Origin of the sequence: Rhodococcus sp. ACPA4, assembly GCF_002300185.1 — a bacterium.
GTDB classification, from domain to species: Bacteria; Actinomycetota; Actinomycetes; order Mycobacteriales; family Mycobacteriaceae; genus Rhodococcus_F; species Rhodococcus_F globerula.
In genome coordinates, this window is sequence record NZ_NSDY01000001.1 from 1,248,903 (window position 1) to 1,260,948 (window position 12,046).

Below are 12,046 nucleotides of genomic sequence, written 5' to 3' on the forward strand. Positions count from 1 at the left end.
TCCATACTGACGATCTGGCCTTACACCTGACAAGGATGGAAGGCCACATCGATGCGTTGATCTGTTGAGACCAAGATCGAATCTGGGACTGTCACGCGGATCACTGCACCAGAACCGAGCGAATCTGGGACGGATCTGCCCAGCGGGCAGCTGCCGAGTGCTGCTCCGGTCATTCGCTTCGTTCATCGAGAGCTGCGTCGACGAGATCCGCAGCGACCTTCAATCCGAGACCCCGATGTTGTTCACGCAACGCCTTGATCGCCGAGATCCGGTCCGTTGTCGATTCGATCGCCGTCTCCACATCCAAGTACGGAACATCCTCGGGTGCAACAAACGTGTGATCAGGCTTGGTTCCTCGGGCCAAACGCTTGCGCCACATAGTGACGGCATTAACCGCGAAGGAAACGATGCCTCCCACTACGACTACGACGACAACCCAGTTCCACACTGAGGGGTGTTCGGCAGCCTGACCCACGCGGGAAGGAAGAACAGAGAGGGAGAATCCGATTGTGGCGACCGTAGCTGCCCATCGCTGAACGACCTCACTGTCGAGCAACCGCACGATCTTCGACACTTCATCCCCCTTGATCATCCCCGCACAACATCAACGAGGTGTCTCAACACTAAGTGCCTCAGGAAGAAACGATTAATGGACGCCGTGGCTTCGAAAGGAACACCGGTCAATTCCCGGACTCCAGGTTCAGCAGTCAGACAGGGGAACGACTCGGTGATCACGCTTTCGCCGAGCGTGCAGTCGTCTTCTGAAAACTGACAACATTCCTTGGGGATATTTCAGCAGATCTGTGCGATTTAGTGTCCGACAAAGATGTGTCGACGGGCAGACCGGATTGACCGATCGCGACGAACTCTAGCCGTGTCGGCTGTCGAGGACACGACCCTGTCGCCGCGAGAGAATCTCCGCCGCCGCGACACTTCGTACCAAAGCATCTGCGGACGCACGTGATCGATCCACGCCAATTCTTCTGTCCTGCAACGAAAATCTGGTCGGTCGGTCGACTAAATTTGAACCTCGAAACAGTCGATTCCGCGTCATTTTTCACCCTCAACGGGCATATTTCGGGCCAATGAAGACCGTCATCGTTATGATATACATCACATTTCAGGTTAATTCTGTAACGCTCTACGGGCCCGAATAACGGCGATCGACCTGCAATAACACCTTCTGATGCACATACGTTGCACAAACAGGCACCGACACGCCTACCCGTGACCAATCCGTGATAGTCCCCTACCTTGGAGTGAGCCCAAGCAACCGGGCATTACCGGATCGCCACCGCCAGCCCCACCCCGTGATTCGGATTCGACAACATCCCTTTGTGGTGGGAGCTGAGACGGTCACCGTCCTCCGCTGGCGGAAATTGAAAGGAATTCATTTACATGAAGAACAACACTGTTACTCGCGTCCTTGCTTCCGTCGCTACCGCCGGCGCACTCACTGCCGGAGTCTTCGGCCTGAGCACCGGCACCGCATCTGCTGCCGGCCACGACTGGTCGGGCGTCGCAGAATGCGAATCGTCGGGCAACTGGGGCGCGAACACCGGCAATGGCTACTACGGCGGACTCCAGTTCAGTCAGAGCACGTGGCAGGCCTACGGCGGCTCGGGCAGTGCACACACCGCCAGCCAGGCAGAACAGGAACGTGTCGCGGAGAACGTCCTCGCAGGTCAGGGTGCCGGCGCATGGCCGGTGTGCGGACAGTACCTGCGCTGATCCCCACCCCTTACGTATTGCGTCGCTGCCCGGTGACCGTCGAATCCGACGGTCACCGGGCAGTTTCGTTCTGCCGACATCTCGTCTCGGGAGAGTCGCAAGTGACATTCAGCGTCGTGGCGCGTCGACACTGTCTGATTGCCGGCGGGCCACCGACTGCGTCGACGGAGTAATTCAACGCACGCTAGAATCACTTAGCGTGCGCTAGATAGGGTGGCCGTGACTGGATGAGATTCATGGCCGACCCCAGGTAAGGATGTGCCGATCAGTCGGCCCGAACTTTCAACGGGGGTTCGGTTTGCTGTCCGTACCACCTTGTTCGAGTTACCTTCCGCTGCAACGCAATCACCCGGCCCAGGCCGGGTTTCAGCAACACCCTACGTGTCAACACCGAGACTGAGGCAGATACCCGATGCAACGCAAGCACTACGAAGCCGATCATGAGGACTACCGCGCAACCGTCCGCGAATTCCTGGCCCGTGAGATCGAACCTCACTACGCGAAATGGGAAGAGGATCGGCTCATCGACCGCAGTGCGTGGCTCGCCGCCGGTGCGTCCGGCATCCTCGGCCTCAGTGTTCCCGAAGAGTACGGCGGAGCGGGCGTCACCGACTATCGGTTCCGGAATGTTGTTTTCGAGGAGATCGCCCGCACGGCCACTACATCGTTCGGCTCCGGGTTGAGCGTGCACGACGACATCGTCATCCCGTACGTCCTGCATCTGGGCACGGAAGAGCAGAAGGCCCGCTGGCTGCCCCGGATGGCGAGTGGTGAGGTGATCGGCGCAATCGCGATGACCGAACCCGGCGCCGGGTCGGATCTGCAAGGAGTTCGGACTTCTGCGGTACGGGACGGCGACGAGTGGGTGATCAACGGCCAGAAGACGTTCATTACCAATGGGATCCACTCCGATTTTGTGATCGTCGTGTGCCGGACCGACCCCGAGGCGGGGTCGAGGGGCTTCTCTCTGATTGCCGTTGAACGTGACACTCCCGGATTCACCCGCGGGCGCAAGCTCCACAAGGTCGGACTGGCTGCTCAGGACACTGCAGAACTGGTCTTCGAGAACGTGCGCGTTCGCACCGACAACCTGCTCGGTACCGAAGGAAAGGGATTCCTTCATCTGATGGAGAACCTGCCGCTCGAGCGGATCTCCATTGCAGTGTCTGCAATCGTGGCTGCCCGCGCTGCCTACGAGTGGACCAAGAACTACGTGTTCGAGCGAAAGGCATTCGGAAAGCCGATCGGCGATCTGCAGAACACCCGGTTTGCCCTAGCGGAGATGCGCACGGAGATCGAGGTCACCGAATCGCACATCGACCGCGCCGTTCTCGCACTGAATGCCGGTGAGCTCACGGCAGTGGATGCGTCGATGAGCAAGTGGTGGGCGACCGAACTTCAGAAGCGTGTTGTCGACCGCTGCGTGCAGTTGCATGGTGGGTACGGGTACATGATGGAATACCCGATCGGCCGCGCCTACGTCGACTCCAGGATCCAGACCATCTACGGCGGCACTACCGAGATCATGAAGGAAATCATCGGCCGGGACATCGCCGCCGAGTTTCGGTGACACCTTGTCCCGCAACGAGATCGACTGATGCGCACGACGCTCACGTGACCACGAATCGATCCTCACGGTGAATCCACACCGTGAGGATCGATGCGCGAGGGCTATGTGGAGGCAACATCGAGGCCGAGCGCCCCGATGCACATCTGATCGAGGGTATCGAGCAAGATCTCCTCATCTGCTTCGTCGCCCTGAACGAGCCACAAATACAGCGTGTGGTCGACCATCGCGGACATGGCGCGGGCGGCCATCACCGGATCGAGTGACTCACGAACGTGGCCTTGGTCCTGCCAACGAGCGATTGCACGGGATGTTCGCTCGATCAGTTGTCGACGATGCTCGTGCCGAAGTGCGCGAAATTCGGCATTGAAGGTCGCGACCTGCTCGACGATGGCCATCAACTTCGCGTTTCTGCGATATGCCTGGTAGTACAACCGGTTGGTTGCGATGAGCCTGGCGGCCGGCGACAGGTCGGAGTCGAGAGGTTCACGGCGGTGTACGTCCTCGAAGAGCCGAATGCTCAACTCCTGGAACACATCGTCTTTCGACTCGAAGTACCGGTAGAACGTCCCGTAGGAGACGGAGGCTTCCTGGACTATCTGCTCGACTCGAGTGTCGAGAAACCCGACCTCCTCGAAGACCTTGCGCGCTGCATCGAGCAAACCGTCGCGCGTCTTTCGACCCCGCGCGGTCAGGGTGTCAGCGGGTGGCGGTACGGAAGGTGTACTGGCAGATGACTTGCTCACCCTCGTGAGTGTCCAATAAACTGACATGACTGTCAAGTCATGTTGCCTAGGTGGACACACCCGCTCGACCCCTCCAGCGTAGACACGTAGCACTGGAGGGGTCGAGCCTGGTCCGGGATCAGGTCTGCGACGGGCGGAGCACGTGGCGGGGGTTCGCCACCCGCAATCGAGCGAGCACGGCAGTCGAGATCAACTGGCGGACGGCCGTATCCGCGTACGAGACGGCGCCGGTACGAATTCGATCGGCAAGATCTGCTTCCGATGTGCAATCGAGTGCTGCAAGCAATTCCGTCACCTCGCCTGTGCGATCTCCGGCACTGAGCTCCCGTCCCGCTATCCCCAGCAGGTTGACGCAGATGCGGAGCAGGTACCGCTCCCGTTCATGCGCCCCGTCAAGCACTGGGGCGACATCATCGCGAAGAGTGCTGGTGACCAGTTCGAGGATCTCCGACATGCTCGGACGGTCGTGCACCGACGGCGCCGTGTCGTCCGGTAGCGACTCGATGTTGTCGAGCAGACCGAGAATCAGGAGCAGGTCGTACTCCGACTCACACACTCGCCGCCCGATCGCGGCCAGTTCGATCGAGTTCTCGGCGCCGCTCAGATGCCGCTGCGACTGAAACTGACTCAGCACCAACCACCGCAGGGTGCCGTATGCCTCCCACCAGTGCAGTTCAGCTTCGGACGGCCGGATTCCCGCGGCGCGTTCATAACCGTCGAGCAACTGTTCGCGCGTACCGATGCCCGCAACCGGCGGCTCCGCACCGAACCGCCATGCACGCACGCAGAGCCAGCCGAGGTCTTCGATCGGATCACCCAGATGGGCGAGTTCCCAGTCCAGCACGCCGCGGATTCCCCCGCCGTCGACAAGCACGTTCCCGAGTCGAAAGTCGCCGTGTACCAGAGCATTCGGGCGCCTGGCAGGCCTATTCTCCCGAAGCCAGCGCAGTCCGACCTCAACGGCTGGGCGAGGTTGTTCCAAATCCCGGTACACGGCCTCGATCGCGTCCAGCGGGTCGCCGGCGTCGAGCATCCCGAGAGTGCCGGTGTCCGCACGGTGAATCTGTCCGAGCACGTAACCCATGTCCTCAGCGAGATGAGACCGCACCTCGTCGAACGCGGAATCCCGCTGCAATTTACGCGGGATCGACTCACCGACGATCATGTCCATCACCAGATACGGAGCATCGATGCCCGGTGCCGTGTCCCCTGATGCGAGGACGGTGGGAACCGGAACCCCGACTGCGGAGGCCGCCCGCAGGCATGCCACCTCTGCCCGCATCCGGTCTGCGTCGCCGTGCCCGGGTGGGTCCCGGCGCAGCACAACGTCCTGCGATTGACCATCTACGCCCCGAACGCCGACCGCCCAGATCTGACGGCTCGCACCGCCGGTCAACTGTCGGGGTTCCCCGACAGTGATCTCGTCGCCGAAGGAGTCGCTCAGTGCGACGCGGATTCCGTCACCAAGGCTGCTGGCGGCATGAGTCACAGCCATGGCGCTGCGCCTGGATCGCGCAGCAGTCGACGTGCGGTCGACATGCGGTGCACCTCGTCCGGACCGTCGTAGACGCGCGCGTAACGTGCTTGTCGGTACATCCGTTCGAGCGGTGTGTCGGAGGTCAGTCCGAGTGCGCCATGCACCTGGATCGCGCGATCGACGACGTCGTGCAGCATCCGAGCACCCCAGAACTTCACCAGACCGATCTGGATGCGAGCATCCTCGCCGGCATCCATCACACGGGCCGCGTCGAGGGTCATCAGGCGGGCTGCGTGTATCTGCGCTGCGGATTCCGCGATGTACCGGTGAATTTCGCCCTTCTCGGCGAGCAGTGACCCGTGTACGTAGCGGGTGTTCGCGCGCTCACACATCAATTCGAATGCGCGCTGCGCCTGGCCGAGCCAGCGCATGCAGTGGAAGATCCGGCCGGGGCCCAGTCGGTCCTGAGCGACGACAAAGCCCTTACCCCGTTCGCCGAGGAGGTTAGCCGACGGAACGCGGACATCGGTGAGACGAACCTCGTAGTGATCGCTGGGATCGTGCCCCATGGTCGGTATCGAGCGGACGATCTCGAATCCTGGCGTGTCGGTCGGCACGATGATCGCGCTGATCCGGGAATGCCGCGGCGTCGAATCCGGCTCGGTTCGAGCGAATACCGAGCAGTACCCCGCATCTGCCACCCCGGTGGTGAACCACTTGTGCCCGTTGATGACCCACGTGTCGCCGTCGAGTTCCGCGCGGGTCTCGATCAACGTGGGATCGGAGCCAGCAGTGTCCGGTTCGGTCAAACCGACCGACGGCAGGAACTCCCCCGCGACGATCGGCGGGATCCATCGCTGCTTCTGTTCTTCGGTTCCATGCTTGTGCAGCATCAGAGTGTCCTGCATCGACACCGAGCCGACTGCCAGCTGGCCGAATTCGGATCTGCCGATGACTTCGTTGAGGAACACGAAGTCGAGGAAGGGAACTCCCCCACCGCCGACGTCTGCCGGGTGCCCGAGCGCCCACAGGCCCAGTTCCTTTGCGCGCGAGCGCAGTTGCCCGAGTGTTTTGTGTGCAACCTCGTCCTCTTTCGCGAGGACGGGTTCTGCGGGGATCACCTCGTCGTCGATGAATGCGCGCAACCGAGTGCGCAGTTCGGCGATATCGCCTTCGGGTTGGTTCACAGTCATGGGTGCCTCCTTGTGGCAGCAGCGAGTTGCAGGGGCCGGGTGGCGGCCGAGTCGACGTACTCGTCGATCCGAGAGATCCGCCCATTCTCGACGCGGACGAACAGACTGGCCGGCACCTCGAGAGGGCCGTGTCCAGGGAGGGTGCCGCGTACGACGTGCTGTTGCGCGAATCCGTCTGGCAGTACGTAGCGTCGGACGTCCTCGTAGCGAAAGTCTGCGAGAGTGCGGGAGAGCCACCGCAACGTGCGGAGGTTCTCCTCGACGGTCTGCTCCTGTCCGTCGTCGTTGTGCCAGATGCGCGCGTCCGGCGCATACAGTTCGGTGAGTGTCGCTTCATCGCCGCCGGAGACTGCGGCGAAGAACCGATCTGCGAAGTCTTTCATGCGAAAATGATTCTCCTCGAGGCAGTTACAACACGCAAGCCATAACCGGGACGGAGAAATCCGAACGGCCTCCCACCTCGCCCGCCCGGAGTGAGGTGTTGACAGATGACTTACTCATGGACAAACTATCCAAGAACATGACATGACTGTCAAGTCACTTTATGGTCCCGCTCTCACCGATTCACCCCAGAAAGGCCCGCAATGACCGTCACCAATCCGAAGTTCGAATTCCGCGGAATCAACCATCTCGCGCTTGTGTGCTCGGACATGCAGCGCACCGTCGACTTCTACTCGGGAACTCTGGGTATGCCGCTGGTCAAGACGCTCGATCTTCCCGGCAACCTCGGACAGCATTTCTTCTTCGATTGTGGAAACGGCGACACGCTGGCGTTTTTCTGGCTGGCGGATGCACCCGACGCAGTTCCCGGAATCTCCGCCCCCGCCGGACTGCCTGACCGGGACGAGCTCGTCAGCGCTGTCGGGTCGATGAATCACGTCGCGTTTGCCGTCCCACCGGAGAAGTTCGACGAGTACCGCAAGCGGCTCAAGGCCGACGGCGTGCCACTGAGCATCACGCTCAACCACGACGACAGCCCGGAGGGTGCGTCGCGAGAGATCCATGAAGGCACCTTCGTCCGGTCATTCTATTTCCAGGACCCCGATGGTGTACTTCTCGAATTCGCTTGCTGGACCAAGGAATTCACCGAATCTGACGTCGCACACACGCCGAAGACTGCCGCAGACCGCAACGTTCCCAGCGCTTCCTGATCATCCCGAAAGGATCCACTCATGCCCCGCCTTCGTGAAATCCCCCGCGCCGAGGTCACCGACGAGAAGATCCTCTTCTTCTACGACCGCCTGTTCGGCGCCGACAAAGACCCCGCGGTCGATCACGGCACCATCCACGCCACCCCAGGCGACTGGTGGACCGTCTTCGCCCAATCCCCCGACGTCTTCCGCCACGCGGTACGAGGATTCGCCCTGTATCGCAACGCAGACCTCGACCCGCTCCTGCGCGAACTAGGTCAGGCCCGCGCCGGATACGCACGGGGCAGCCAGTTCGTCTTCTCTCAGCACTGCAAGCAGATGCGCTCACTCGGCATGACCGAAGAGAAAATCGCGGCCCTACCCCACTGGCAGATCAGCGACCTGTTCACCGACATCGAACGCGCCGTCCTCGCCTACACCGACGGACTCGTCTACGACGGCGGCCGCGTACCCGACGAGGTCTTTGCCGTCCTCAAGGCGCACCTGTCCGACAAACAAATCATGGAACTGACGTACATCACCTGCATGTACGACATGCACGCCACCATCTGCCGGGCTCTGAAACTCGAATTCGACGACCGCCCCGAACTCATCGAAGAAGTCCGAATACCCGAGGGCGTCGTAGTCGCCGACCTCTCTGCCGACCTTGCCGGAGAATGACCCGCTAGTCTTCATCAAGGACATCTACTAGGTAAGGACTGAACATGGAACTTGTTGCCATCCTGGAACTTTCATTCAAGCCGGATTCCCTCGACTCCGCACGTACGGTGATGACGCGAGTGCTCGAGGAAACGCGAGCATTCCCCGGTTGCATTTCCGTGAAGACAGTCGTCGACAGCAAGAATCCCACCACGTGGCGATTTATCGAAACCTGGGAATCGGCCGATCATGACGCCGAGTACCGCAAGTTCCGCGCCGGCGAGGGAGCGATCACTGATCTCGGCCCGCTGCTCGCAGGTGCACCGTCATTGACGACGGGAACCGTCGACCCGCAGGTGTGATCGAAACTCGGGCTCAGATTGCCGGACGACGAGGGTCTCCGGTCGTGAAATCACGACCGGAGACCCTCGTCGTCGTGCGGCGACCCGTTAGCAATCATGACGGTCCCCCTGATTTGATGTAGCTGAAGCCGGTACGACCAGGGAGCGCATCACGTGCAGTTGAGCAAGGGACAGAATGCCCCACTCGATCAGGCCGACGTCACTGTGCGCTGCACATGGCACCAAAGACCAGCGATCGACGCCGACCTATCAGCACTCCTGCTCACCCCCGACGGGAAGGTGCGTGGTGACTTCGATTTCGTGTTCTACAACCAGGCCGAGTCGCGAGACGATTCCACCCACTACGCCGGAAAACGAAGTGCGGGAACTTCCGTCGAGGATTGCATCACCGTGGACCTGCACCGCCTCGATCCGGAGATCGAGCGCATCGCGATCGTCCTCAGTCTCGATGCGGCGGCGCCGGCAACCCTCGCCGACCTGGGACAGGCCGACATCGCCGTCTACGACGCAGTCGGCAGCGCACTGGCCGCTTTCACCATCGACGACTGGAGCAGCGAAACCGCCGCTGTCACCGTCGAAATCTATCGCCGTGACCACCGCTGGAAGGTCCGTGCGGTCGGTCAGGGCTACCACGACGGGCTCGCCGGTTTGGCTCGCGATTTCGGTGTCACCGTCGACGCCCAGCCCTCGCAGCCCGCTGCCGCGCCGGTAGTTCACGGCCCGCCGCCCATCAACTGGTCCAACCCACCGGTCCCTGCCGGATACGAACTGTAGGAGCCGATCATGGGTTTCAGATTCCGCAAAAGCATCCAGATCGTCCCCGGTGTCCGCGTCAATGTCAGTCGCAGCGGCATCGGCTACTCCGCAGGCGTCAAGGGCGCCCGAATCACCAAGCACGCCAACGGCCGCGTCAGCCGCACCCTGTCGGTGCCAGGTACTGGGCTCTCGCATCAATCGACGGTCGGCGGCAACAGATCTCGATCGACAAGTACGTCGACCGCACCCCGCCGCCGAACCCCTACTGCCGCGGCAGCTCTGGTTCCCCAGCTCCCACCCGTACCGCCCCCACCACTGATGCCGCCTCCGCATGCACCGGCCTGGGAGCGCGAACTGTTCCAGATCCTGCACTCTCGGACACCAGCCGACTACGTCGGCGTTGCCCAACGCCACAAGCACGTAGCCCCGAACATACGGATCCTCGCCGCAGCATTGGAAGGGTTGCTGCACTTCGAATTCGCCGACACCAACCCTGCCGCCGCCCAACGAGCGCGTTCGCTACTCGGGTGGGTCGTCGCCCAACATGTCGACCTGTCCGCGGATCCGTTCGTGCAGCGATACCTCGCCGAACGCAGGTGGCCGGTACAGATCGTCCACGGCGTCACAGCTGCCCTGCGCATCACTGACGACGTACTTATCCTCGCCGCCGCCGAACTGCACCAAAGCGCCGGCGACCTCCCCGCCGCGATCTGGACCGTCGAATACGCGACCCCCACAGCCCACGCAGCACTTTCGTTGGCGGACCTCTACAGTTCCGCCGACCGGCACCAGGACGTCGTCGATCTGACCAACGGCGTCACCAACGAAGACGACGCCACCGCACTGCTGTTCGCGCTGCGCGGGCGAGCATTCGCACAACTCGGATACAACGAGGCCGCACGCGAAAGCTTCAAGGAAGCACTGCGGGTGCGCTCCCACGCTTCCGAAGTACGGCACCGTGCGCTGCTCGAACGAGCGCAAGTCGATCTCTCCCAGAATCGGAAAGCCGCCGCGCGCAAGAGCATCGAGAAAGTTCTCGCCGAAGACCCCACCTACCCGGGCCTGCAGGAAGCGCTCGCAGCGCTGCCCTAGCCGGATGGACTGATAGATGGTGGGCCTCGAGCGCTTACTGTCGAGGCCCACCCATTCGTCTACGGCGTGGTCGAGAACTTCATGTCAGCTGCGCGCCTGAACAGCGGTACCAGCCGACTGCAAGTCGGCCCATTCGCCGTCATCGATACCGGCCAGTGCGGCGAGAACTTCGCGGGTATGTTCGCCCAAACCCGGCCCGGGCTCGGGAGTTGCAGTCTGTGACCGGGAAAACTTGGGTACAACGCCTGCGGCGGGAACTGCAACACCGAACTGGTTGACGAGGCGGACTACCATCTCTCGCGCGGCATAGTGCGGATCGGCGAGCATGTCCGGGGCCGTGTAGATCCGGCCGGCCGGAACTCCGCTGTCTTCCATGGTCTTCAACAACACATCGCCGCTCATCGTCGATGTCCAAGCACCGATGATGGCGTCGATCTCGGCCATGTTCTCGCCTCGCGGCCCGTGTTCCGCGAACTTCGGATCATCGGCCAACTCGGCGCGGTCCATTGCAGTGCAAAGCCTGCGGAAAACGGTGTCGGCATTGGCGGCAATGATCACCTCGGCTCCGTCCGACGTGGGATACACATTCGACGGTGCAACGCGCGGCAGAACCGATCCGGTGCGTCCACGGGTGATGCCACCGATTTCATGGTCAGCCATTGTCGATTCCATCAGGGCAGCCACTGCCTCGTAGATCGCTACGTCCACTTCCTGACCTCGGCCACTGACCGAGCGCTCGTGGACTGCGGCAAGGGTCCCGATCACCGCGAACAGTGCCGCCAACGAGTCGCCGAGGCTAATGCCCACGCGGGTCGGGGGTAGTCCGGGATTGCCCGTCGTATGGCGGATTCCGCCCATCGCTTCACCGACACTGCCGAAACCGGCGTCCGTCGAGCGTGGCCCGTTCTGACCGAACCCCGAGACGTGAACAAGGATGATGCGTGAGTTGATTTCCGCGAGTGACTGGTAGTCCATCCCCCACTTCGCAAGCGTGCCCGGCCTGAAGTTCTCGAGTACGATGTCGGCCTCGGCGACCAGTTTGCGTACCAACTCGCGACCGTCGGGCTGACGGAGGTCGATTGCAACCGACTTCTTGTTCCGCGCAATCGAAGGCCACCACAGGCTTTCGCCTTCCATCGTGACACCCCACCGCCGCATCGAGTCGCCGGACCCGGGCGCTTCGATCTTGAGTACCTCAGCCCCGTAGTCCCCCATGAGTTGCCCGGCAAAGGGACCGGCGATGAAGTTTCCCAGTTCGAGCACGCGCAGGCCGCTGAGCGGCCCGGAAGTTGTAGTCATGGCAAAATTGTACACAATCTGCGACATTCAATT

The 12,046-nt window shown here is 61.8% G+C and carries 12 protein-coding genes and 1 pseudogene; 7 read left to right on the forward strand and 6 right to left on the reverse strand.

The genetic code is table 11. The features are described 5' to 3' along the window. Positions 1-169: 169 nt before the first annotated feature. Complete coding sequence (locus CJ178_RS32700) at positions 170-574, reverse strand: hypothetical protein (RefSeq protein ID WP_179300723.1); 405 nt, start codon at positions 572-574, stop codon at positions 170-172. An 824-nt stretch (positions 575-1,398) separates the two neighbouring features. Between CJ178_RS32700 and CJ178_RS05685 the strand changes: the two are divergent. Together CJ178_RS05685 and CJ178_RS05690 are read left to right on the forward strand one after the other, a co-directional pair. Beyond that, a pseudogene (locus CJ178_RS05685) lies at positions 1,399-1,725 on the forward strand (transglycosylase family protein); the annotation flags it as partial. 418 nt (positions 1,726-2,143) lie between these two features. Continuing rightward, positions 2,144-3,301 (forward strand): acyl-CoA dehydrogenase family protein, encoded by a 1,158-nt coding sequence (locus tag CJ178_RS05690; RefSeq protein WP_045067779.1) that lies wholly within the window; start codon positions 2,144-2,146, stop codon positions 3,299-3,301. 101 nt (positions 3,302-3,402) lie between these two features. Here CJ178_RS05690 and CJ178_RS05695 read toward each other — a convergent pair whose 3' ends face one another. The 4 genes from CJ178_RS05695 to CJ178_RS05710 form a co-directional block, all read right to left on the reverse strand. Next, the gene (locus tag CJ178_RS05695) at positions 3,403-4,044 is read right to left on the reverse strand and encodes a TetR/AcrR family transcriptional regulator (protein WP_095886317.1); all 642 of its coding nucleotides are present in this window, start codon (positions 4,042-4,044) and stop codon (positions 3,403-3,405) included. A gap of 118 nt (positions 4,045-4,162) precedes the next feature. After that, positions 4,163-5,539, reverse strand: a complete 1,377-nt coding sequence (locus CJ178_RS05700) for a phosphotransferase family protein (RefSeq protein ID WP_095886318.1) — start codon at positions 5,537-5,539, stop codon at positions 4,163-4,165. Then, on the reverse strand, positions 5,530-6,714 hold the full coding sequence (locus CJ178_RS05705) for an acyl-CoA dehydrogenase family protein (protein ID WP_179300724.1): 1,185 nt from the start codon (positions 6,712-6,714) through the stop codon (positions 5,530-5,532). Before CJ178_RS05705 ends, CJ178_RS05700 begins: the two co-directional genes overlap by 10 nt. Further along, positions 6,711-7,097 carry a nuclear transport factor 2 family protein gene (locus CJ178_RS05710; protein ID WP_033232014.1) on the reverse strand — a complete coding sequence of 129 codons (387 nt, stop codon included), beginning with the start codon at positions 7,095-7,097 and terminating at the stop codon, positions 6,711-6,713. Before CJ178_RS05710 ends, CJ178_RS05705 begins: the two co-directional genes overlap by 4 nt. Before the next feature lie 201 nt (positions 7,098-7,298). Between CJ178_RS05710 and CJ178_RS05715 the strand changes: the two genes are divergently transcribed. The 5 genes from CJ178_RS05715 to CJ178_RS05735 all read left to right on the forward strand — a co-directional run bounded on the left by CJ178_RS05715 (position 7,299) and on the right by CJ178_RS05735 (position 10,714). Further along, on the forward strand, positions 7,299-7,865 hold the full coding sequence (locus CJ178_RS05715) for a VOC family protein (RefSeq protein ID WP_033232013.1): 567 nt from the start codon (positions 7,299-7,301) through the stop codon (positions 7,863-7,865). Between the two features lie 21 nt (positions 7,866-7,886). Then, entirely contained in the window at positions 7,887-8,525 is a 639-nt protein-coding gene (locus CJ178_RS05720) for a carboxymuconolactone decarboxylase family protein (RefSeq protein ID WP_033232012.1), read from the forward strand. A gap of 44 nt (positions 8,526-8,569) precedes the next feature. Further along, positions 8,570-8,866: a putative quinol monooxygenase gene (locus CJ178_RS05725; RefSeq protein WP_045067782.1), complete on the forward strand. Its 297-nt coding sequence runs from the start codon at positions 8,570-8,572 to the stop codon at positions 8,864-8,866. A gap of 153 nt (positions 8,867-9,019) precedes the next feature. Then, positions 9,020-9,640 carry a TerD family protein gene (locus tag CJ178_RS05730; protein WP_095886319.1) on the forward strand — a complete coding sequence of 207 codons (621 nt, stop codon included), beginning with the start codon at positions 9,020-9,022 and terminating at the stop codon, positions 9,638-9,640. 9 nt (positions 9,641-9,649) lie between these two features. Next, positions 9,650-10,714: a DUF4236 domain-containing protein gene (locus CJ178_RS05735; protein WP_095886320.1), complete on the forward strand. Its 1,065-nt coding sequence runs from the start codon at positions 9,650-9,652 to the stop codon at positions 10,712-10,714. 84 nt (positions 10,715-10,798) lie between these two features. Here the strand turns inward: CJ178_RS05735 and CJ178_RS05740 are convergent, their stop codons facing one another. Continuing rightward, positions 10,799-12,013, reverse strand: coding sequence for a CaiB/BaiF CoA transferase family protein (locus tag CJ178_RS05740; RefSeq protein ID WP_045068132.1), 1,215 nt, complete (start codon positions 12,011-12,013; stop codon positions 10,799-10,801). Between the last annotated feature and the right edge of the window lie 33 nt (positions 12,014-12,046).